This window comes from Arthrobacter sp. W4I7 (assembly GCF_030816215.1).
GTDB lineage: Bacteria > Actinomycetota > Actinomycetes > Actinomycetales > Micrococcaceae > Arthrobacter > Arthrobacter siccitolerans_A.
The window spans coordinates 4,077,338-4,100,009 of record NZ_JAUSXU010000001.1; the positions used below are offsets into that span (position 1 = coordinate 4,077,338).

At 63.9% G+C, this 22,672-nt stretch carries 21 protein-coding genes; 15 read left to right on the plus strand and 6 right to left on the minus strand.

All coding sequences use genetic code 11. The features are described from left to right. Positions 1-19: 19 nt before the first annotated feature. Positions 20-1,510, minus strand: coding sequence for a four-carbon acid sugar kinase family protein (locus tag QF047_RS18495; RefSeq protein WP_307280043.1), 1,491 nt, complete (start codon positions 1,508-1,510; stop codon positions 20-22). 160 nt (positions 1,511-1,670) lie between these two features. Here QF047_RS18495 and QF047_RS18500 point away from each other — a divergent pair, with 160 nt between their 5' ends. Next, positions 1,671-2,387 (plus strand): FadR/GntR family transcriptional regulator, encoded by a 717-nt coding sequence (locus QF047_RS18500; protein WP_307280045.1) that lies wholly within the window; start codon positions 1,671-1,673, stop codon positions 2,385-2,387. Here the strand turns inward: QF047_RS18500 and QF047_RS18505 are convergent. Genes QF047_RS18505 through QF047_RS18515 form a run of 3 tightly spaced genes read right to left on the minus strand, consistent with a single transcriptional unit; the run spans position 2,384 to position 5,891 of the window. Beyond that, positions 2,384-3,400, minus strand: coding sequence for a LacI family DNA-binding transcriptional regulator (locus tag QF047_RS18505; protein ID WP_307280046.1), 1,017 nt, complete (start codon positions 3,398-3,400; stop codon positions 2,384-2,386). The genes QF047_RS18500 and QF047_RS18505 overlap by 4 nt on opposite strands. A gap of 17 nt (positions 3,401-3,417) precedes the next feature. Further along, positions 3,418-4,995, minus strand: a complete 1,578-nt coding sequence (locus tag QF047_RS18510; RefSeq protein WP_307280048.1) for a glycoside hydrolase 43 family protein — start codon at positions 4,993-4,995, stop codon at positions 3,418-3,420. Further along, entirely contained in the window at positions 4,992-5,891 is a 900-nt protein-coding gene (locus tag QF047_RS18515) for a DUF6807 family protein (RefSeq protein ID WP_373427822.1), read from the minus strand. Before QF047_RS18515 ends, QF047_RS18510 begins: the two co-directional genes overlap by 4 nt. A gap of 320 nt (positions 5,892-6,211) precedes the next feature. Here QF047_RS18515 and QF047_RS18520 point away from each other — a divergent pair, with 320 nt between their 5' ends. From QF047_RS18520 to QF047_RS18550, 7 genes are all read left to right on the plus strand, one after another. Continuing rightward, positions 6,212-7,516: an ABC transporter substrate-binding protein gene (locus QF047_RS18520; RefSeq protein WP_307280053.1), complete on the plus strand. Its 1,305-nt coding sequence runs from the start codon at positions 6,212-6,214 to the stop codon at positions 7,514-7,516. A 72-nt stretch (positions 7,517-7,588) separates the two neighbouring features. Beyond that, the gene (locus QF047_RS18525; RefSeq protein WP_307280056.1) at positions 7,589-8,539 is read left to right on the plus strand and encodes a carbohydrate ABC transporter permease; all 951 of its coding nucleotides are present in this window, start codon (positions 7,589-7,591) and stop codon (positions 8,537-8,539) included. 9 nt (positions 8,540-8,548) lie between these two features. Continuing rightward, on the plus strand, positions 8,549-9,445 hold the full coding sequence (locus QF047_RS18530) for a carbohydrate ABC transporter permease (RefSeq protein ID WP_307280059.1): 897 nt from the start codon (positions 8,549-8,551) through the stop codon (positions 9,443-9,445). A gap of 145 nt (positions 9,446-9,590) precedes the next feature. Beyond that, entirely contained in the window at positions 9,591-11,606 is a 2,016-nt protein-coding gene (locus QF047_RS18535) for a pectinesterase family protein (protein WP_307280061.1), read from the plus strand. A gap of 93 nt (positions 11,607-11,699) precedes the next feature. Further along, the gene (locus QF047_RS18540; RefSeq protein WP_307280064.1) at positions 11,700-12,710 is read left to right on the plus strand and encodes a polysaccharide lyase family 1 protein; all 1,011 of its coding nucleotides are present in this window, start codon (positions 11,700-11,702) and stop codon (positions 12,708-12,710) included. Next, on the plus strand, positions 12,664-12,987 hold the full coding sequence (locus tag QF047_RS18545; RefSeq protein ID WP_307280066.1) for a hypothetical protein: 324 nt from the start codon (positions 12,664-12,666) through the stop codon (positions 12,985-12,987). Before QF047_RS18540 ends, QF047_RS18545 begins: the two co-directional genes overlap by 47 nt. Positions 12,988-13,142: 155 nt before the next feature. Beyond that, positions 13,143-13,355 carry a dodecin gene (locus tag QF047_RS18550; protein ID WP_306637735.1) on the plus strand — a complete coding sequence of 71 codons (213 nt, stop codon included), beginning with the start codon at positions 13,143-13,145 and terminating at the stop codon, positions 13,353-13,355. Between the two features lie 86 nt (positions 13,356-13,441). Here the strand turns inward: QF047_RS18550 and QF047_RS18555 are convergent, their stop codons facing one another. Both QF047_RS18555 and QF047_RS18560 read right to left on the minus strand, forming a co-directional pair. Beyond that, positions 13,442-13,657, minus strand: a complete 216-nt coding sequence (locus tag QF047_RS18555) for a hypothetical protein (RefSeq protein ID WP_306637734.1) — start codon at positions 13,655-13,657, stop codon at positions 13,442-13,444. Between the two features lie 129 nt (positions 13,658-13,786). Further along, positions 13,787-14,686 carry a helix-turn-helix domain-containing protein gene (locus QF047_RS18560; protein ID WP_307280071.1) on the minus strand — a complete coding sequence of 300 codons (900 nt, stop codon included), beginning with the start codon at positions 14,684-14,686 and terminating at the stop codon, positions 13,787-13,789. 231 nt (positions 14,687-14,917) lie between these two features. On the opposite strand from QF047_RS18560, the gene QF047_RS18565 reads away from it, so the two are divergent. From QF047_RS18565 to QF047_RS18595, 7 genes are all read left to right on the plus strand, one after another. Next, the gene (locus QF047_RS18565; RefSeq protein ID WP_307280074.1) at positions 14,918-15,739 is read left to right on the plus strand and encodes an aldo/keto reductase; all 822 of its coding nucleotides are present in this window, start codon (positions 14,918-14,920) and stop codon (positions 15,737-15,739) included. 104 nt (positions 15,740-15,843) lie between these two features. Then, the gene (locus QF047_RS18570; RefSeq protein WP_307280076.1) at positions 15,844-16,815 is read left to right on the plus strand and encodes an aldo/keto reductase; all 972 of its coding nucleotides are present in this window, start codon (positions 15,844-15,846) and stop codon (positions 16,813-16,815) included. Then, on the plus strand, positions 16,809-17,837 hold the full coding sequence (locus tag QF047_RS18575) for an NAD-dependent epimerase/dehydratase family protein (RefSeq protein WP_307280078.1): 1,029 nt from the start codon (positions 16,809-16,811) through the stop codon (positions 17,835-17,837). Before QF047_RS18570 ends, QF047_RS18575 begins: the two co-directional genes overlap by 7 nt. Positions 17,838-17,973: 136 nt before the next feature. Further along, a complete protein-coding gene (locus QF047_RS18580; protein WP_307280080.1) occupies positions 17,974-20,526 on the plus strand; it encodes a rhamnogalacturonan lyase in 2,553 nt (850 codons plus the stop codon). Positions 20,527-20,555: 29 nt separating this feature from the next. Continuing rightward, positions 20,556-21,389 carry an aldo/keto reductase gene (locus QF047_RS18585; RefSeq protein WP_307280083.1) on the plus strand — a complete coding sequence of 278 codons (834 nt, stop codon included), beginning with the start codon at positions 20,556-20,558 and terminating at the stop codon, positions 21,387-21,389. 133 nt (positions 21,390-21,522) lie between these two features. Further along, the gene (locus tag QF047_RS18590) at positions 21,523-21,789 is read left to right on the plus strand and encodes a GlsB/YeaQ/YmgE family stress response membrane protein (protein ID WP_091423653.1); all 267 of its coding nucleotides are present in this window, start codon (positions 21,523-21,525) and stop codon (positions 21,787-21,789) included. 121 nt (positions 21,790-21,910) lie between these two features. Then, on the plus strand, positions 21,911-22,396 hold the full coding sequence (locus QF047_RS18595; protein ID WP_307280087.1) for a hypothetical protein: 486 nt from the start codon (positions 21,911-21,913) through the stop codon (positions 22,394-22,396). Positions 22,397-22,672 lie beyond the last annotated feature (276 nt).

A 22,672-nucleotide genomic window follows, 5' to 3' on the forward strand; every position in this document is an offset into this window, starting at 1 on the left:
CGATTAGTGGAGGGTGGGACTAGAAGGTGTTGCTGAGTTTGCGGGTGACGTCGGCGAGGGACTGGTCGTCGCCTACGTTGCCGGCGAAGACGATGTAGGGGATGCCTTTGGCGGGGCCGTCCACCGGTTCCCAGAGGGAGACGATGCCGGGAAGCATGGGGCCGCGGACGATCGCGTGGCGGATTTCCAGGCCGTGCGCGGCAACGTCGGAGGAGGTGATGCCGCCCTTGGCGATGACGAAGCGGGGCGGGAAGGTCTTGAGCGTCCGGTTCACTACGGCGACGACCGCGGCGGAGACGGTGCGGGCGATCCGCAGGCTTTCGGCGGGGTCGTCGGTCTTGATGAGCAGGCGGCTGGTGTGGACGATGACGTCGCCGCTGTGGAGGGCCTCGACGACGGTGTCCACGGTCTTGTCCAGGTGGGCGTCAGCGTCGGCGCCGAGGAGTTTCTCGACGTCGATCTCGACAATGCGGGCGGCGCTGTGCTGTTCGGTCAGGGCCTTGAGCTGGCGGGTGGTGACGCCAACGTGGGACCCGACGACAATGAGGCCGCCGGCCTCGGACGGGGTGTTGCCGGCGTAGGCTTCAGCGCCGCTGAGTTCGGTGCGGATTTCCTGGCCGATCCGGGCGCGTCCGAACGGCGGTCCCACGCGGTAGAGGAGCTTCTTTCCCCGGCGTTCGGCTTCTTCCAAGCCTAGGGACAGGGCGCGGAGGTCATTTTCGGTGACGATGTCGGCCACGATGGGGGTGGAGTCCGTGGCGGCTTGGATGGCGTCGGCGATGGCGTTGGCGCTGATCTGTGCACCGTCGGCGGGGTTTTCCGCTGAGGCGCCGGCACGGATGGTGTTCAGGTCCAGGACGATGACCGAGTCAGCGGCGAAGCGTCCCCGGGACTTCTCTTCGACGTAGTCGGCCATCACGGAGGTGGCGAACCCGAAGGTGGCATCCTTGGCGAACTCGGTGTCGGAAACCGGGGTGAGGGTGCCGGCCGCCTCGCCGGTGCCTCGCATGTAGTGGACGCCGCCGATGGTGACCCGCCCGGCGTCGGGGAAGGCCGGAACCAGCACCACGCCGTCGGTCTTTTCTCCACTGACGTGCGCGACGGTGGCGGCAATGACGTCCGGCTCCAGCGGGTAGTGCCCGCGCAGGGTCGAATCGCTGCGGCTCACGAAGCCGAGCCGCAGCACGTCAGGCGAGCCGGCGGCGGCGAGGGCGTTGCGGACGACTTCTTCATTGCGGGCGGCTGCTTCTGCGGGGTCCAGGCTGCGGGTGTTGGTCAGGACGTACACGGCCGGCTTGGACTGGCCAAAGGCCCAGATGAAGTCCTCGACGTCCCAGCGCGTGAGCACGGGCAGGTCTGCCACGGACTGCGTTCCGGTGGGGTCGTCATCGAGAACTACCAGCACGCGCGGGGTCTCCGCGTTCGAGGCGGCCAGGGTGCGGGCCACCAGTTCGGCGGGAATCCGGACCTCGGCCGGGTAGGCGGCCAGAACATCTGCTTCAAGCTTCACGGTGCACTCCGTTGTGTATGGATCCGGGCATCGGATCCTGATGTTAGGAAACTGTAAGATGTCTGACATCTTACATTTGAATGTTAGTGTGGCACAGGACATAAAGACGCGCAAGTAGACTTGTCTGACATATCCACAAAGCAGTGATGGGGGCAGCAGCATGGCAAGGAAGTCGCTGGTAGGCCAGGTGGCCGATGAGCTCCTGGACCGCATCATTGCCGGAGAATTTCTGCCTGGCGCCATCGTTCCCGGTGAGCACGAGCTCAGTGCCCGGCATGAAGTAAGCCGGATGACCGTCCGTGAAGCCATGAAAACCCTGCAGGCGCAGCAGATCCTCAGCGTGGAACGTGGCCGGGGCACGTTCGTCAACCCGCTCAACCGGTGGGCATCATTGGAAGCCGTGCTGCGCGCAGCTTCCGAGGGCAAGAATGAAGCTGAAGCCTCTGTCCAGCTCATCGAACTCCGGCGCATGCTGGAAACTGGTGCGTGCGAACTGGCTGCGGGACGGATCACCGACGCCGGCGTCCAAACACTCTTCGGGCACGTGGCCGCCATGCGTGCCGCGCACGAGGTGAATGACGTTGCCGCCTTCGTGGAAGCGGATCTGGCTTTCCATGACCTGATCCTGCATGCCTCGGAAAATGTTTTTGTGGCCGTGCTCTTCGAGCCGCTCCACCGCGTGCTGGAAAAGAGGCGCACGGAGACCTCCGCGGTGCCCCAGATCCAGGAACACGCCATCGGGCATCACCAGAACATTGCCGAAGCGCTGGAATCCCGGGACGCTGCACGGTCCCGCGAAGCTATGGATGCGCACATGCAGCAGACCCTGGACGACCTCAAGAACCTGGTTCTCGAGGAGAAGCCGCAGCCGGTTTAGCCCGCGGGCGGGGCTGTGGTTCCGCGCACCACCAGTTCCGTGGCCACTTCCAGTGCCGTCGGAGCTCCGGAGGCAGGCTGGTCCTGCTGCTCCGTCAACATGCCCACCGCCATGGCGGCCAACTGCGCCAGCGGCTGGCGGACCGTGGTCAGCGGCGGCGAGGTCAACGCAGCCTGGGCAATATCGTCGAAACCCACGATGCTGATGTCCCGCGGAACATGGAGCGAGCGCTGGCCCGCCGCGTTCATGACACCCATCGCCTGCAGGTCGCTGCCCGTGAAGATCGCGGTGGGCGGCTGCGGCAGGTCAAGCAGTTCCCCGCCGAGCCGCATTCCCGACTCAGTACTGAAATCGCCGTCCTGTACCAGTTCAGGCAGCACCGGCAGCCCGACCTCATGCAGCGCCGCAGCGTAAGCGGCATAGCGGGCACGGCCATGGCCGGGGCTGTGCCCGCGGCCGGTGATGATGCCAATCCTCCGGTGGCCCTGCCCCAGCAGGTGGCTGACAGCCGCGAGGGCGCCGGAGAACGACGCCGGGCTGACGCTGGGGATCGCCAGGCCTTCGGTTCCCTCAGGGTCGATGGCGACGGCCGGAATCTTCAGCGTCCGCAGGGTAGTAACCAAGCGCGAGCCCTTCCGCGGAGCCAGCAGCAGCACGCCGTCGAGCCGGTTCACTGAAGGTTCGCGCAGCTTGCGCCAGCGCTCCGGCGTCGCATGCTCTGCGCGGGCGTAGGCGACCGCGTACCCCAGCCGGTCCGCCGCCGCTTCCACCCCCGCCATGGTTTCCAGGACCCAGGGCGAATCGAAGTTGTTGACCACCAACTGCAGGACGCCCGGCTGCTTGGCAGCCGCCGCGCGTTTGGAGTAGTCGAGCTCCGCCAGGGCCTGCTGCACCCTGGCCCGGGTGGCGTCTGAGACGTGGGTCCGGCCGTTGAGCACCTTGGAGACGGTGGGCACGGATACGCCGGCCGCGGCCGCGACGTCAGCAATCTTGGGACGCGGGATGGCGGTCACGGTTGCAGTCCTCGAGGTCATGTGGTTGCGGCGGCGAGTTGCGGAGCAGCGGTGCGCCGCGCGGGCGAAACGTCCACGCGCACGGGTCCCACGATAACATTGCCGCTTTCCTCCGAACCGACTGGAGACGTGGCGAAGAGGCCCAGTTCGGCGCCAATCCACTGGCCCTTGACCACCTCGAAGTTCCAGCCCTGGACCTCCCACGGTTCCCCCGGGCCGGAACGCCAGGCGAAGGTGGACCGGGGTGTTCCGTCGGTGCGGATCTGCAGCTCTATCCGGGGGCCCGGCAAGACAATCCTCCGCCCCAGCCCCTGCTCCTGCGGGCCTTCTCCCCCGGTGCCATCACCCAGGACATAGCCCTCGGCGGTCCTGATGATGCCTAGCCAGGCGTACTTCAAGCCAAGGACCACCACGCCGGCCCGGGTTCCCACCGGAACGTCCTGCAGCTCCAGTGACGTGGTGAAGGTGGACGGTGTGCCCGGCAGGATTTGCCCCAGTACATTGGGCAGCTCGCGCAGGTTCACCGGATCGTTGGCCTTCGGTTTCAGGACCAGGTGCCCTCCCCCGCACTGGTGCGCCCAGTCATCGCGCGGGTTCGCTTGCCAGTGCCACTGCCGCCCCAGCTCAGGCGAGGAGAAATCGTCACTGGCTGGAGGAGCCACGTCGTGGGTGGAAGTACCCGACGGATAGGCGTGGGCAGCCACCGGAGTGCCGGGTCCGCCGTCGTGATCCCGCTCCCCCATCCAGGGCCATCCGTCCGCGGTCCATCCCATGGGCTGCAAATGCACTACGCGGCCGTAGGGTCCGCGGTCCTGGAAGTGGAGGAACCAGTCCTCGCCGCGGGGGGTGGTGACCCACGCGCCCTGGTGCGGCCCGTTGACTTCGCTGTTCCCCTGTTCCAGGACACGCCGCTCCTCATAGGGCCCGAACGGGGACCTGGAGCGGAACACGGACTGCCAGCCCGTTGCCACGCCGCCGGCCGGGGCAAAGATCCAGTACCAGCCGTCGCGCTTGTAGAATTTTGGTCCCTCCAAGGTGGTGTAACCGGGCAGGTCGGCCCCATTGATCACGTGGGTTCCGTGGTCCAGGAGCCTGCTCGCATCAGGGCTCATGCGGTGGACCGTGAGCCGGTTCTTGACGCCGATCCGGCTCTGGGCCCAGCCGTGCACCAGGTACGCCTGTCCGTCGTCGTCCCACAAAGGGCAGGGATCAATGAGGCCGCGGCCCGGATAGAGGAGGTGCGGCTCAGTCCACGGACCCTCCGCTTTTTCCGCGCTCAGGACGAAGATGCCGTGGTCCGGGTCCGGGTAGAAAATCCAGAAGCGCCCATTGTGATGGCGCAGCGCCGGGGCCCAAACGCCGCTGCCGTGCCGCACCAGTGAGTAGTGGCTGGCCTGGGGCAGTTGGGCCAGCGCATGGCCAACGTGCTCCCAGTCCACGAGGTTCCGGGACCGCAGGACGGGGAGCCCGGGCACCCGGTTGAAACTGGACGCAATCAAGTAGTAGACGCCGTTCACCTGCACGGCATCAGGATCAGGCCAATCGGCGTTGAGGATGGGGTTGCGGTATATCGGGGCGGGGATCCGGGTGGTCATGGTGTCCTGTCGGGAGAGCCGGGGTTGATGAGGGGGTGCTGGTTCAGAAGTTCAAGGGCGTGGGCGGCCGTGGGCACGTGACCGTCATGGATGACGGCGTGCAGGGCGAGCTTCAGGGGGTTGTGGTGGTCCACGACGGCGGGCTCGGCCCATGCCACTGCGGGCCCGGCGCCAAGGTAGCCTTCAGCCCGGATGAACCACGGGAGGATGCGGTCGGGTTCCTGGGCGAGGAGCACGGTCACCGGTGCGCCGTTGACCTCCAGGCTGACAGACAGCCAGCGGGAGAGGGAACCGTGGGCGGCACCAGCGCCGCTTCCTGCCTCGGAAAGGACCAGCGGCTCCCCGGTGGGATCCGGGAAGCGCCAGAAAACGCCGCCATAACCGGCGCCCTTCCGGCCCTTAACGGCCGACGACGACACCTCCAGCCGCGGTACGTCCGGCGCCGGGACCATCGCCGAGGACAACGAAAGGCCCCAGCCCGCGGGTCCTGCCTGGCGAAAATACTCGAGGCGGCGCTGTTCGACGGCGAGTTCCCGGCCGTCCTTCGACAACCAGGAGACGTGGCCTGCCTCTTCCTCGAGGTCCCCCTGCGGCGATGACTGCCAGCCGTGCGGCACTTGGGTTCCGTGATTGGGCAGGAGCATCGGGCCGCTGGCCGTATAAGTGGACCCGCCCCAGAAATTGGAGCCATTGATGTCCGAGAACGCGATGGACAGCCCCAGGTGGTGCGGGTGGTCTGCCGGTTCAGCATCTGTGACAACCACACCCGCCTTTGACCGCAGCGGGTGGAGATATGGCCGGGGCGAAAGGTGCGCCGGCTGCTGCAGCGCTCTGTTGTGTGTGGCATGAGAATGCTCCTGCCCGAGAAGGCCGCGAGCGGCAGCAGGGGTATTGATAGGAATGGCCAAGCGGACCTCCGGTAAGGGGCAGTTCCAAGACGTGGGCCCAGCATAAGCAGATCAGAAATCAATCGGCAACACGTACAGAAACTTTCTGTACGTGTTGAGCTTGAACTGCTTCCACAACATGTGTTGACAGTCACAGCATTTTCTTGCTAGAAATCGTTTACTTAGTTTCTATCCCTGGGTGGTGATATCTAGACGATCTGCCCTTCCACCCCAAACACTGCTCCACTACACGCAGAAACTTTCCGAACGATTAGCACAGCAGTTCACCAGCTCGTAGCTGGTGAAAACCCTTAGAGAGGCGTCATTCGATGATGAAGACAGTCAGTACTCCCATCTCCCGCAGGCTGGTCCTCGGCGCTGCCATTACTGCCGCCGGCTTGGCCTTGAGCGGCTGCGGAGGAGGTTCGACCCCTGCTGCCGGGGGTGATGTGGAACTGAACTTCGTGTTTTGGGGAGACGCCAACCGTGCCAAGGTGACGGAGGAGGCACTCCGGATCTTCGAGGAGAAGAATCCCGGCATCAAGGTGAAAACCGAATACCAGGACAGTGGGCCCTACGCGGACAAGCTGGCTACCCGCTTCGCCGGCGGAAACCCGCCCGACGTGCTGGCCATGGCGAACCGCAGCCTCCTGGAATACGCCCAGCGCGGCACCTTGGCGGACTTGAAGAGCCTTAAGGAACTGGACCTCGGCAACGTCCCGGACACCGTGCTCAGCCGCGGCGACGTGGACGGCAAGCTCTATGGCCTTGCCACCGGCGTCACCACCATCGGCATGGTGGTCAACAAGACCATCACGGACCAGGCCGGCGTCACCATTCCCGACGACAAGACCTGGAGCTGGGAAGACTACGCGAAGTTCGCCACGGAGGTGACGCAGAAGACCGGCGGCAAGGTCTACGGGGCCGGTTATGACGTATCCACCGAAACCGGACCCATCATGCTTGCCAGGCAGCGCGGCGAGGATTTCTACACCAAGGACTACAAGCTGGGAGTCAGCGAGGAAACCATCCGCGACTGGTTCCAGTACAGCGTGGACCTCCGCAACGCCGGGGGCTTCCCGCCGGCCGGATTCTTCGAGCAGATCGGCGGTTCGGCAGCACAGTCCTACCTTGCCAAGGGCACTGTTGCCTCGCAGATCATTCCGATCAACAACTACAAGGCCTATAACGAGGCTGCTGGCGGCAACGTGGTCCTGCTGCGCATCCCCGGGGAGACCTCGGGCGAGCGGCGCGGCTACTCGGCCGACCCCACCATGCTCTGGTCTATCGCGGCCAAATCCAAGCACCCTAAGGAGGCTGCCAAGCTCCTGAACTTCCTGACCAACGATGCCGACGGCGCTGCGCACACCCTGACCCAGCGCGGTGTGCCGGTCAATCCGGAAGTTGCCCAGTCCATCACGTCCAAACTCAGCGAAGACGACAAGAAGTTCGTTGACCTGATGGCCGAGATCCAGAAGGACGAGCTCGCCCCGGCCTACGTCTACCCCAAGGGCGCCAGCGTCGTGGCGGACACCCTCAAGCAGTTGGCCACCGAGGTGGAGTTCGGCCGTGTCACCCCTGCCGATGCAGCCAAGACGTTCATCGAGAAGAGCAATGCGGCCATCAACAAGTAAGCGCGCCGGCCTCTTCTCAAAATTCGAAGCTGTATCCAACACCGGCAATTCCGACGATAGGAGCCTGGCGCCATGTCAGTGCTGACCAAGCAAGCCCCCGGCTCGGCCGTCACCTTGGCTGGCCGGGGCGGTAAACCCGGCCGGGCACGCCTCAAGCGCAAGAACCAGCGTTCGGGCTACCTCTTCCTGCTGCCGTGGTTTCTCGGCATGCTGTTCACGATCATCCCGTTCTTCGCCTCCCTTTATTTGGCGTTTACGGACTACAACCTCTTCACGGAGCCGAACTTTGTTGGCCTGGCCAATTTCCAGGCCTTGTTTGAGGACCCGCGCCTCCTTCAGTCCCTGAAGGTCACGTTCATCTACACATTTGTGTCCGTGCCGATCTCGCTGGCCGCTGCCCTGCTTATCGCCCTGGTGCTCAACAGGGGCCTCCAGGGCCTGTCGATCTACCGCTCCGTTTACTACCTGCCGTCCCTGCTGGGCGGGAGCGTGGCGATTGTGATGCTCTGGCGCTACATCTTCGGCAACGAAGGCATCGTCAACGGATTCCTGGGCTGGTTCGGCATCCAGGGCCCGGCGTGGGTCACAGACCCGGAATTTGCGTTGGGCACCCTGATCGTCCTGAATGTGTGGACCTTCGGCTCGCCCATGGTGATTTTCCTGGCGGGACTGCGGCAGGTGCCCGCCATGTACTACGAGGCGGCATCCATCGACGGGGCGTCCCGGTGGCGGCAGTTCCGCAGCATCACCCTGCCGCTGATCAGCCCCATCATCTTCTTCAACCTCATCATGCAGCTGATCGGATCCTTCCAGACCTTCACCCAGGGCTACGTGATGAGCGGCGGCACCGGCGGACCGGCTGATTCCACTCTGTTCTACAACCTCTACCTGTACCAGAAGGGCTTCACGGAGTTCGAGATGGGCTATGCATCCGCCATGGCGTGGCTGCTGTTGATGATCATCGCGATTTTCACCGCCATCAACTTCATCGCATCCAAGTTCTGGGTCTTCTACGACAATTAAGGCACCGCTATGGCTCTCCTCGAACTACCCCTGAAGAAAAAACAAAAGAAGGAAACGCCCGCAGAGGACGCCCTGACCGGCACCACCGGCACCCGCTTCTCACGGCACCTGATCCTCTGCCTGGTCGGCCTGGTCATGCTCTACCCGCTGCTGTGGCTCATCTCCAGCTCGTTCAAGCCCAGCAACGACATCTTCAAGCAACTCGGGCTGTGGCCCGAAAACTGGGATTTCAGCAACTACGCCCAAGGCTGGACAGCACTGGACCAGCCGTTCCACGTCTACCTGATCAACTCTCTCATCGTGGTGGTCTTCTCCATCGCGGGAAACATCTTCTCCTGCTCCCTGGCCGCCTACGCGTTCGCCCGCATGGAGTTCACCGGCCGGAAGCTGTTTTTCGCCCTGATGCTGGGAACCCTCATGCTCCCAGGTCATGTGCTCCTGGTACCGCAGTACATCATCTTTTCGCAGCTCGGCTGGCTGGACACCTACCTCCCGCTGATCGTTCCCAACTTCATGGCCACCAACGCCTTTTTCATCTTCCTGATGGTCCAGTTCATGAAGGCACTCCCCAAGGAACTCGACGACGCAGCCCAGATCGACGGCTGCGGCCCCTTCCGGACCTTCCTGCGCGTCATCCTGCCCCTCTGCGTGCCGGCAATGGCCACCACCGCGATCTTCACGTTCATCTCCACCTGGAACGAGTTCTTTGGTCCCCTGCTTTACATTCAGAACCAGGACCTTTACACGGTGCCGCTGGCGCTGCGGGCCTTTATGGACTCCGAAGGCCAGAGCATGTGGGGGCCCATGTTCGCCATGTCAGTGGTATCCATTGCCCCCATCATCGGCTTCTTCATCGCCGGCCAGAAATACCTTATCAACGGCATCGCCACCACGGGTCTGAAGTAAGCATGCCCTTGAAGTAGGACCCGTGGAGTAAAGCAGTCCCGCAGTAAGCCCCAAATCCTCTCCCTCGCATCACCAACTCAACCATCCCTCATTGCATGTGCCCGGGCTGGAGGCTGCCCCGGCACAAAAACAAAGGAGTTTTCGTATGAGTTTGCGACGCCTACTAGGCGCGGCAACCGCCGCCGCCTTCTTGGGAAGCCTGACGGCAATTCCGGCCGCCACTGCTTCCCCTGCCGCTGACCTGCAAACAGGTTCCCTGCCCGCCATCCTCGCCCCGTCCGCTGAAAACACCCCGGAAGCGCTGTGGAAGCAGGCCCCGGACGGCTTCGCGGCACTGCCCGGCTACGGGCTGCCCGGCACCACGGGCGGCCAGGCTGGCAGCATTGTCACTGCGTCCACCATCCAGGAACTGAAGAATTACGCGGGGGCCGCCGAACCGCTGGTCATTTTCATCAACGGCAGCCTGAAAGCCACGGACTACATCAAGATTCCCGTCACCTCCAACAAGAGCTTCATTGGCACCGGTGCAGGAGCCGAGGTGGTGAACGCCGGCTTCAAGCTCATCAACACCTCCAACGTCATCTTCCGGAACTTCACCATCCGCGATGCCTACATCCCGGGCGACTGGGACGGCAAGACCCCGCAGAACGACCGCGACGGCATCCAGCTGGACACCACCCACCACGTCTGGGTGGACCACATGAAGATCCAGCGCATGGGCGATGGCCTGATCGACACCCGCAAGGACTCCGACCTCATCACCTACTCCTGGAACGTCTTCGCGGACAACAACAAGGCCCTGGGCGTGGGCTGGACCGCCAACGCGGTGACCAGGATGACCATCCACCACAACTGGATCCGCAACACCACCCAGCGCAACTTCAGCCTCGACAACACCGCCGCCGCCCACGTCTACAACAACTACCTCCAGGACATCGGCCAGTACGGAATGATGGGCCGCAACGCCGCCAAGCTGGTTGTTGAAGCCAACAACTTCAGCACCGTCCAGGACCCCATCGTTGCCAAGGACCCCGCCACCGAGGTGCTCAACCGGGACAACAACTTCAACGGCATCCGCGGCCGGAAGGACAACGTCGGTACCGCCTTTGACCCGGCGCAAAACTACGCCTACCAAAAAGACGACGCGGCCCGCGTTCCGGAGATTGTTGCCGCCGGTGCCGGCCCCCGGGAGAACAACGCCCCGAACAACGCCACCAACATCGCCGTCGCCCTCGACGGAACCGGCGACTTCGGCAGCCTGCAGGCAGCGATCGGCTCCATCCCCGCCGGCAGCACACTCCCCCGCACCATCACCGTCAAACCCGGCACCTACCGGGAATCGGTGAACATCTGGGCCGACCGCCCCAACCTCACCATCCAGGGCGCCACAGCCAACCCGGCCGACGTCGTCATCACCTATGACACCCCGGCGAACGGCGCAAAGTTCTTCGGCGGCACCTGGGGCGCAGGCGGCAGCGCCACCCTCAACGTCCTTGCCGAGGGAACCATCGTCCGGAACCTCACCGTGGAAAACGCCTACGACGAAGCCGCCAACGGCGGAAGCCAGGCACTTGCCGTCCGCAGCGTTGCAGACCGCGTGACGTTCGACGGCACCCGCTTCCTCGGAAACCAGGACACCTACCTCGCAGACACCGCAGGACGTGACGCCACGGCCCGCACCTACCTCAAGAACTGCTACATCGAAGGCGACGTGGACTTTCTCTATGGCCGGGGAACAGCGGTCTTTGACGGCTGCACCATCCATTCGCTGGACCGGGGCAGTGACACCAACAACGGCTTCGTCGTGGCCCCGAGCACCAAGAACTCCAACCCTTACGGCTTCCTGATCACCAACAGCACCCTCACCTCCAACGCCGCCCCCGGCACCGTCAGCCTGGGCCGCCCCTGGTTTGCCAGCAGCGATCCGGACGCCCACCCGATGGCAGTCATCCGGGACTCAGTCCTGGGCAACCACATCGCGGTCCAGGGCTGGGCCGACATGAGCGGCCACCACTGGTCCGAGGGCAGGTTCGCTGAATACAGGAACACCGGCCCCGGCGCCTACATCAACGAATTCCACCCGCAACTGTCCGACGAGGACGCCGCCCGCTTCACCATCGAGAACTTCCTCGGCGACTGGAAGCCTGCAGCCCGCGGCTGATACAGACCACCCGCCCGCTTGGGCTCCGGGCCACGCCACGAACAGCACTGTTCCACTGACGGCTGCAAACCCCTTTCTTAAGGAGAATCAAAGATGATATCCCTGCCCCTGTCCATCGTGATGGCCACAGCTGTTGCCCTCACTTCCTCCGTTCCCCTGCCGGCATCGGATAATGCAAACGGCGCTCCCATAGCCAGCGAACTGGGTCGGCAGGTCCTTGCCGATAATGACGGATGGGCATCCGCTGATGGCGGCACAACCGGCGGCGCCAACGCAGCTCCCGAAGACGTACACGAGGTTTCAACGCGGGATGAACTAGCCGCCGCAGTGGCCGGAAACGCCCCCAAGATCGTGTACATAAAACAGGACATCAACGCAAACACAACCTCTGACGGCTCACCGATCACCTGCGAAGACTATGCAGCGGACGGCTATTCCCTGGACGCTTACCTCGCAGCTTTTGATCCAGCCCATTGGACGGGACCGGCATCGGGCCCCCTTGAAGTGGCCCGCAAGGCATCAAGCGCAAACCAGGGGAAGCAAATCAGGATTAACGTCGGTGCCAACACCACCATTGTTGGCATGGGTGATGTCCAACTCACGGGCTTTACGCTGAATGTCGACCGGGTAGACAACGTGATTATCCGGAATCTCCAACTGTCCGACGCCTACGACTGCTTCCCCGGCTGGAACGGTGACACGTGGAAGACCGAGTGGGACAACCTTGTAGTATCCGGCGCAACCCATGTGTGGCTGGACCACCTGACACTTGATGACGGTGCGACAGTCGACGCCGAACAGCCCAAGTATTTCGGTGAGTACTTCCTGCGGCACGATGGCCTCCTGGACGTCGTTCGCCAAGCAGACCTGGTGACCATCTCTTGGAACAGGATGATCGGGCATGACAAATCGCTGCTGTGGGGCAACGGCGACGGCGTCACAGCGGACCGCGGGCGGCTGCGCGTCACACTCCACCACAATGAATTGGTTGATCTTGAGCAAACGGGCCCCCCGCGTCCGGTTCGGGCAGGCGCACGTCTACAACAACCTGTACCGGGTGACCAACCCGGAACACTACCAGTACTCCTGGGGCGCTGGCGTTGAGTCCAGCATCATCGCAAGGAACAACACCTTCGAGCTGGCTGCCGGAGTCTCCCCCGCTCAAATCATCCGAAACTTTGGCGGCACTGGAATTGACGAAGAAGGCAGCTGGGTCAACGGACGACCCACCAACGTATTGGACGCGTACAACTCGGCCTATCCGGACCAGGCCCTGGCACCGGAAGTCTCCGGCACGGCCGGCCCCCACCTGCCCATGGAGCCTGCTCCAGCAGCACAGGAACGGGTTGAAAGAGGAGCAGGTGCCGGCCACCTGCACTAATAGTTGGCTATCTTCGTCCGATGCGGGATGGACGTCTTAGCGATACATCCAAAGTAGGGACGGGTGTAAAGGGGCTGGTCAAGCCTCTTGAAGTGCCACTAGTCTTCAAGAACGGCCCGCAACCGGGAGCCCCAAGGCAATCACGAGGAGCGAAGTTGTCCAACCACACGTACAGCATTTCTGAAATTGTCGGCACGTCGGATCAGGGAGTGGACGACGCCGTCCGCAACGGTATCGCCAAGGCCTCCCAGACACTGCGCAACCTTGACTGGTTCGAAGTCAAGGAAATCCGGGGGCACCTGGAAGAGGGCAAGATCGCCGACTGGCAGGTGACCATCAAGCTCGGTTTCCGGCTGGAAGAGTCCTAGACCAAGTCCAACCGGCCCGCAGGCAACGTCGTGAAAACCCGTTGAGGGGACGTTATCTGCGGGCCAGTTTTGGGTTTAACGGCAGGCTAGTTGGCCGAGACGGTACCCGCTGAGCGTCGCCGCCACACGGTAGGGACGCCGTCGAAAGCGGGAAACACGTGGCCTTCGAAGAAGGACAGCACTGTGTGCGGGTCGTGGTCAGGACTCCAGAGGCCGGACACCGGGCAGTGCGAGCCGGTGGCGGTGGAGGGAGTGCCGGCGGGCGAAGCCTGGCGTTCCTTGAGCAGTGCGATGCGTTTCATCGTTGAGACCATCCTTGGGTAAGCAGTTCGTGCTTCCAGCCTAGGAAGGCGGCGGCAGCTTCCCAATGGGCTCGTGGCCAGAATCAGCGCGCGGGACTGGCCAAATGTACAGCGCTCCCGCGGGCGCAGCTACTCCCCGCTTTCCAGGACGGCTGCCGGTGCGTCCGCTTGGATCACGCGCGGCTGCCCGGCGGCGGCGCAAAGGCTGCCCAGCAAGGCAAGGGCGTCCGACGACGGCGAGCCAGGCCGGGCGGAATAAACCCTGAGCGTCTGGTCGGGATCGTCCGGGAGGACAAGGTTTTCAAAGTTCAGTTCAAGGTCTCCGACGGAGGGGTGGTGCAGGCGGACCGTGCCTGCAGACCGACTCGCCACCCGGTGGCCCGCCCACCATTGCCGGAAGTGTTCGCTGTTGACTGCCAGTTCCCCCACCAGTTGGTTCGCCAGTGCATCGTTGGGGTGCCGGCCGACGTCGAGGCGGAGAGCTCCTGCTGCTTCCGCGGCCACCGTCTTCCAGTCGCGGAACAGCTCGCGAGCGGCCGGGTCGAGAATGAGCCAACGGGTCAGGTTCCTTTCCGCCGGCGGCAGCGCAGGGAAGTCGGTGAAGAGCAGGAAGGCGAGCCCGTTGCCGGCCAGAACATCACTGCGGCGGCCCAGGACCAAGGCCGGAACGTCGCCCACGGCTTCCAGCAGATGGCGCAGTGCGGGGCGGACGCCCTGCGCCGGTTGCCCTGTGGAGCGGGGCGTCCCGGCGCAGTTCTCCAGCAGGTCCATCATGTGTGCATGCTCGCTGGTGCTGAGCCGGAGCGCCCGGGACACGGCATCCAGGACTGTGCGGGAAGGGTGGATGTTCCGGCCCTGTTCCAGCCGGACGTAGTAGTCCGTGCTGACTCCGGCCAGCCGAGCCACCTCCTCGCGCCGAAGTCCGGGCACCCTGCGGGCACCGGGTGTTGGCCCGGCGCCGACGTCCTCCGGGCTCAGCCGGGACCGCATGGCTTTGAGGAATTTTCCGAACTCCGCGCTTTGACCCATGCAAACTATTGTGACCCGCGCTGCCTACCGGGTTCTACAACGGCACCTGATTTCTACAACGAAGGTAGGACTGGCAGTCCTAGGAAAAACAAGATCAGCCATACTTACTGACATCGCCGGCAAAACTGCATAGGCTCAGTAGCGAGCCAAAGCGGAAACCGCTTTCTCGCGGTCGAGTTGACGGCATCCACTTAACGGCATCCACCCCCAGTACTTTCCAAAGGAGCCCCCATGTCAGAGCTGACACTGAACAACGGCGTCACCATCCCCCAGCTTGGTTTTGGTGTTTTCCAGGTGCCGCCGGAGGACACCCAGCGGGCCGTCGAGGACGCCTTCGAAGCGGGATACCGCCACATCGACACGGCTGCGGCCTACCGCAACGAGGAGGGCGTGGGCGCAGCGATCGCGGCTGCCGGCATTCCGCGCGAAGACATCTTTGTGACCACCAAGCTCCGGAACGGCGATCAGGACCGGGCCCAGGCCGCATTCCAGGACAGCCGTAAGGCGCTCGGACTGGACTACGTGGACCTGTACCTCATCCACTGGCCGGTCCCGTCCCAGGGCTTGTACGTGCAGGCCTGGAAGGAGCTGGAGCGGCTCTACGAGAACAACGAGATCCGCGCCATCGGCGTCTCCAACTTCCTCGCCGATCATCTGGACAACCTGCTGGAATCCTCGGAAATTGTTCCTGCCGTTAACCAGATCGAACTGCACCCCAGCTACCAGCAGGCGGAGCTGGCAGACAAGTGCCGAAGCCTTGGCATTGCCGTGGAAGCCTACAGCCCGCTGGGCCGCGGCGCGGACCTGAACGGCAATGCAGTGACCACCATCGCCAATGCTCACAATGCCACCACCGCCCAGGTGGTCCTCGCCTGGCACCTGGCCGCCGGGAACATCGTCATCCCCAAGTCCAGCCAGGCTTCACGAATCCGGGAAAACTTCGCCGCCTCCACCTTCACGCTTTCCAGCGAGGAGTTCGCCGCCATTACAGCTTTGGAGTCGGGAGCGCGGCTTGGCTCCGATCCCGCCGTCGCCGCTTTCACCCAGCTGTAGCCGGTTCCGACAGGCTCAACCACCGGTTCCGACAGGCTCAACCACCGGTTCCGACAGGCTCAACCACCGGCCCGGCAAGCTGTACCACCGAAAGGATTTGAACAATGCAGTACACACACCTTGGCCGCTCAGGCCTGAAAGTCTCCCGGCTCTGCCTGGGGACCATGAACTTCGGCCCGCAGACCGAGGAGGCCGATGCCCACAGCATCATGGACTCCGCGCATGAAAACGGCATCAACTTCTTTGATACCGCCAACGTGTACGGCGGCACCGGGCACCGAGGCTGGACCGAAGAAATCATCGGCCGCTGGTTCGCCAAGGGCGGCGAGCGCCGCGAGCACACGGTGCTGGCTACCAAGTTGTACGGCACCATGACGGACCGGCCCAACGAATCGAAGCTGTCCGCGCTGAACATCCGGCGTGCCCTGGATGCGAGCCTGAAGCGCCTGCAAACGGACTATATCGACGTCTACCAGTTCCACCACATCGACCGGGACACGCCCTGGGACGAGATCTGGCAGGCCATCGAGGTCGCCGTCCAGCAGGGCAAGATCCTGTACTCAGGGAGCAGCAACTTCGCCGGGTGGCACATTGCCCAGGCGCAGGAAGCGGCGCGGCGGCGGAACTACACCGGTCTGGTCAGCGAACAATCCATCTATAACCTGTTCATGCGCCAGGTGGAGCTGGAGGTCATCCCGGCGGCCCAGCAGTACGGGCTGGGGCTCATCCCCTGGTCGCCGCTCCAGGGCGGCCTCCTGGGCGGCGTGCTGAAAAAGGAGCAGCAGGGCGTCCGGCGGACCGAGGGACGCGCCGCGGAAACGCTTAAGAAGCACCAGGACCAGATCCAGCAGTATGAGGACTTTGCCGATGAGCTGGGACAGGAACCGGGCGATGTGGCCCTCGCCTGGCTGCTGCACCAGCCCGCCGTCACGGCGCCTATCGTGGGGCCGCGGACCCAGGAACAGCTCGACGCCGCAGTACGGGCCCTGGACGTCACGCTCGACGCCGATGCCCTCAAGCGGCTCGATGACATTTTCCCGGGGCACAAGACTGCTCCGGAAGACTACGCGTGGTGAACCCACTCGTTCGCGGGGCCGATACGGTGGCGCCGAAACGCATCCTTTTCGTCGGCGGCACAGGGGTCATCAGCGCGGCGGCGGCACAGCGCGCCGTCGCGCTGGGCCACCGGCTGACAATCCTCAACCGGGGCCGGTCCACCAGGCCGGTCCCGGGAGGGGTGGAAACCCTGTCCGCGGACGTCCGGGACGCCTCGGCCGTCCGGGAAGCGCTGGGCGGAAGGGAGTTCGACGCCGTTGCGGACTTCATCACCTACACACCGGACCAGGCCAAGGCCAGCCTGGACCTGTTCGCCGGCCGGAGCGGCCAGTACGTTTTCATCAGTTCCGCGTCCGCCTACCAGAAGCCGCCAACCCGGCTGCCGATCCGGGAATCCACACCGCTGAAAAATCCGTTCTGGCAGTATTCCCGGGACAAGATTGCCTGCGAGGAACTGTTCTACGAGGCCTACCGCGAGCAGGATTTCCCGGTAACTGTGGTGCGCCCGTCGCACACCTATGACCGGACCAAGATCGCCATGGTGGGCGGCTGGACAGATATCCACCGGATGCGCGCCGGGCTCCCGGTCATGGTGCACGGCGACGGAACATCGCTCTGGACCTTGACCCACAGCCAGGACTTCGCCAAGGCCTTCGTCGGGCTCCTGGGCCGGCCCCAAGCGGTGGGTGAGAGCTATACCATCACGTCCGATGAGTACCTGCCGTGGAACCAGATTTACCAGTTGTTCGCCCGGGCAGCCGGGGTCCGCGAGCCGGAGTTGGTTCACGTCGCATCAGAAACCATCGCCGCGCACAGCGAGGAGCTCGGCGCAAACCTGTTGGGTGACCGCTCCCATTCGGTGGTCTTCGACAACACCAAAATCAAGTCCCTGGTGCCCGATTACGTCGCCACCATCCCCTTTGCTGATGGCGCCCGCGAAATTGTCGACTGGTACGACGCCAACCCCGATCTTCAGGTGGTGGACCAGGGGTTCATGGACCTGAGTGACAGGTTGACCGGCTGGGCCCGGCGCGGGGCCTGAGCCGCTCCGACGGCATAACCTACAACGTTCTAAATACCCGCTTTCCACGCGTGCCACAAGGGCTTGTGTTGTCCGCCCGTCGCCACTAGGTTACTGGGGAAGCGTTTTCCCGTTCAAGAATTGAAAGGATTCACTGATGAATCCGAGCCGTATCCCCGCGCGCCTCCTGTCCGTCGCCGCCGTTGGCGTGGCCCTCACTTTCGGCTGCCTCGCAGCCCCAGCCTCCGCCGTCGACTCCTCTTACAAGCCAGGTACGCCCGACGTCCAGCTGGACCATCTGGACCGCGGCCTGGTGGCTGCCAAGACGTCGGAAGGAGTGTTCCTCAGCTGGCGCCTGCTCGGCCACGAAGCCACCGGGTCCTCTGCCAAAGGCCTCACCGGCACCGACTTCAACGTCTACCGGGACGGCCAGAAGCTGGTAACCGTCACGGACAGCACCAACTTCCTGGACCCCGCCGGAACCGCAACCTCGGCATATCAGGTGCGTGCCGTCGTCGGCGGCGTTGAACTGGACAGCAGCGCAACCGCCACCTCCTGGGGCGGCAACTTCAAGGACATCCCGCTGAAGAAGCCGGCCGACGGCGTTACCCCCGCCGGCCAGGCCTACACGTACGCTGCCAACGACGCATCCATCGGCGACGTGGACGGCGACGGCCAGTACGAATTCGTCGTCAAATGGGACCCGAACAACTCCAAGGACGTCTCCCAGGTGGGCTACACGGGCAATACCTACGTGGACACCTACAAGGCGGACGGCACACTGCTCCACCGGATCGACCTGGGCGTGAACATCCGCTCCGGCGCCCACTACACCCAGCTCCTGGTCAATGATTTCGACGGCGACGGGCGCGCCGAGATGATGATGAAGACCGCCCCGGGGACCAAGAGCACCAGCTTCAACGCCGACGGAAGCGCCGCCTCCGAGAACTTCATTTCCCTCCTGCAGTCGGACGTCAACGCCGGCTACTCCAACTCCGACGACTACCGCATGAGCGCTGCCGACTACTACCAGCACATGGTGAAGACCTTCCAGGGCTGGACTGAGCACCCGGAGGTGAAGGCCGGCCACTGGCCAGCCACCCTGGAGGAAGCGTTCGGCATCGCGCCGAAGTACAAGTATCCGCTGTCCCAGGCCGATGCCGAGGCCCTGACCGACTACTTCGTGGACGTCTACGCCCCGTCCCGCAGCGCCCGGAACAACCTGCGCGCCTTTGAGGGGTTCATCGTCTCCGGCCCCGAGTACCTCACCGTGTTCGAAGGCGCCACCGGCAAGGAGCTGAAGACGGTCGCCTATGAGCCTGGCAGGACCGACGACGGCTTGATGTGGGGCGATTACGCCATGGCCCGCATCGAGCCGGGCAACCGGGTGGACCGGTTCCTTGCCGGGGTTGCCTACCTGGATGGCAAGAAGCCCGCAGCAGTCTTCGCGCGCGGCTATTACACCCGCAGCACCCTCGCGGCCTACACCTGGGACGGGTCCAACCTCTCCCCCGTGTGGAACGTGGACTCCGGCTGGACGCCCATGACCAACCCCTTCAACGACAGCCCGCACGGCCGGGACGGCACGGATCCGGAGTTCGGCAAGCTCACCACGCAGGGCGTCCACTCGCTCAGCGCTTCGGATGTGGACGGCGACGGCAAGCAGGAGATCGTCTACGGCTCTGCCACGATCGACGACGACGGGTCGCTGCTGTACAGCTCATTCGACACCCTGCCACCCGGCAGCGCCGTCCCCGGCGAAGAGGCACGGCTTGGCCACGGCGACGCCATGCACGTCACGGACATTGATCCGGCCCGTCCGGGCAAGGAAATCTTCACAGTCCATGAAGGAGCCACCTACGCGCCCTACGGCTACGCCATGCGGGACGCGGCCACCGGTGAGGTCCTCTTCGGCGCCTACTCGGGCAAGGACACCGGCCGCGGCATGATCGGTGACGTTGATCCCACGGTTCCCGGCATCGAAAACTGGGCCATCGGCATGCAGTCCGCTGATGGCCGCAAGCTCTCCTCGTCTGCTCCCGGCACCAACATGAGCATCAAGTGGTCCGCAGACATGACCACGCAGATCGTTAACGGCTCAGGGGACCAGACGCCCACCATCGACGACTGGAAGCGCGGCCGGCTCCTCACCGCCACGGGCACGCGTACCAATAACGGCACCAAGGGCAACCCCAGCCTGGTGGCGGACGTCGTGGGTGACTGGCGCGAGGAATTGCTGGTCAGGACCGCGGACAGCTCCGCGCTGCGGATGTACCTCAGCACCGAAGTGACCAGCCACAAGCTCTACACTCTGATGCACGATCCGCAGTACCGTGCAGAGGTTGCCCGGCAGAGCACTGCCTACAACCAGCCTGCCTACACGGACTTCTACTTCGCCTCCGATATGGACTTCGCGGACGTCCCCCTGCGGGCGGCGTGGCTGCCCGGCAGCGTGAAGGCGCTGCAGCACGTTGTGGAAGACCTGGTGGAGTCCGGAGACGTGGCCGGGCCGGTAGGCAGCCAGTTGGCGGCGAACGTACAGCAGGCGGCGAAAGCCGTGGAAGACGGCGACGCCGGCAAGGCAGCACAGGCCCTGCAGCGCTTCGCGGACTTCCTCGGCCAGCAGAAGGGCCCGGACAAGGTGTCCGACACCGCCCGCGTGTCCCTGACGTACAACGTCGAAAATATTCTGCGCGCTTTCGGGGCCTAGGACAGGCACATAAGGGAGAGACTGTTGGAATGACACTTGCACCGCTGACCAAACTCAATGACGGCCATTCCATCCCCCAACTGGGCCTCGGCACCTGGCCGCTGGACGACGACCAGGCGGCCACCGCCGTCGTACAGGCCCTGGAAGCCGGATACAGGCACATCGATACCGCCGTGAAATACGGCAACGAGCGTGGCGTGGGGAACGGCGTCCGGGCCAGCGGAGTGGACCGTGAGGAGCTGTTTATCACCACCAAGCTGGACGGGCAGTACCAGGGCAACGACCGCGCCATTGAGGGGCTGGACGGGGCGCTGGAGCGGCTGGGGCTCGATTACGTGGACTTGCTCCTGATCCACTGGCCCCTTCCCCAGCGCGATGAATACGTGTCCACCTGGAAGACCTTTGAGCGGTTGCAGGCGGAGGGCAAGGTCCGTTCCATCGGCGTTTCCAACTTCAAGCCGGCCCACCTCGAGCGGCTGATGGCCGACACCGGGGTGGTGCCGGCGGTGAACCAGATCCAGCTCAGTCCGGCCATTACCCGGACGGCGGAACGGGAATTCCATGACCGGCACGGCATCGTCACACAGTCCTACAGCCCCTTGGGCGGGAATGGCGCTCCCCTGCTGAGCGCTCCCGTCCTGGCCCAACTGGCGGAAAAGCATGGGAAAACCCCCGGCCAACTGGTGCTGCGGTGGCATATCCAGAATGAAATTGTTGCGGTTCCCAAAACGGCAAATCCGGAGCGTATGCGGGAGAACCTGGACATCTTCGATTTCGCCCTGGATCCGCAGGATCTCGCAGAATTGGCCATCCTCGACGAGGGCCCAAACGCAGGCAACGATTCGGACGTCACAGGGCACTGACAAACGTCCTGAAATGGGCTTTTTCTTAACACCGGGTTGGCAAATAGATAGTAAGCATGATTACTATTGGGGCAGAAGGATGAAGTGCTTCCGGGATCCGGGGGCCTCCTTTACTTAGGAAGAGGAACGAAAAATGGGATTTATTGCATTCTTGATTCTCGGACTTATTGCTGGTGCGATCGCTAAGGCGATCCTTCCCGGCAGGCAGGGCGGCGGCTGGCTCGTCACCCTCGTGCTGGGCGTCGTCGGGGCACTCCTCGGCGGCTGGATCGGCGGAATGATCTTCGGCAGCGGACTGCAGGAGTTCTTCTCCCTGCAGACGTGGCTGCTGGCCATCGGCGGCGCGCTTATCGTGCTGCTGGTGTACGGCCTGGTCACCAACCGCGGCGCGCGCCGCTAACTGGCACACCAGCCAGGAAACCGGCCTGGGGACATCATCCCCGGGCCGGTTTTCCCTTTCCCGGCCTCCGGCTTTGTCCCGGTCCGGAATTGAAAACCTTCTCACGGAGCAGGAGTTCACCATGAAAAACAAACTTCTTTTGGGTGTCGGAATCGCCGCGGGGTACATTCTCGGGTCGCGGTCAGGCCGCGCAGCCTACGACAAGCTCAAGGCGCGGGCCGCTGGAATCTGGGACAGCAAGCCTGTCCAGGACAAAGTGACCGTAGCCACCGAGGCCATCAAGGAAAAAGCCCCCGAAGTTGCGGATCAGCTGACTGAGGCGGCCCGCCGCGCAGGCACCGTGATCGGCTCCGCAATGCACCGGGAAGGCTCGTCCGGTGAGGGCAAGTCCTCAACGTCCGACGGTGGAACTACAGCAGCTGCCTCCGCTGGCACTTCAAGCGGGCCTGGCACGTCGGGTAGCGCCGGCACCGCTGGCACGGCTTCTGCGGCAGGCACTCCTTCCTCGGCCGCGGGCCTTGACGACAGCCACATCCCGGCGCACAGCACGCATCCCGAGACGCTCAACCTGGATACCTCCAGCGGCGAAACGGAGTCCAAGGCGTAGCTAACTCGTTGGCTCATTACGCGCCGTTCCCCGTGTGACAAGGAGCGGCAGTGCTGATGTGCTACAACTAGATGGTTTTGCTGGCCGTCGCGATCCTTGGGGGACGCGGCGGCCGGCGGCGTTTAAACCAACCCGCGTTCTAACTGGCCCGGCCCCTTCACGGGGGAGCAACTTGGACTGACATGTGCTGGAACTGTCAGGCGCCCGGGAGTTTTCCACATAGCTACTGCAGCAGCCACTTTTGTCGGTGCCCTTTGGCAGAGTAGACCTATGGAA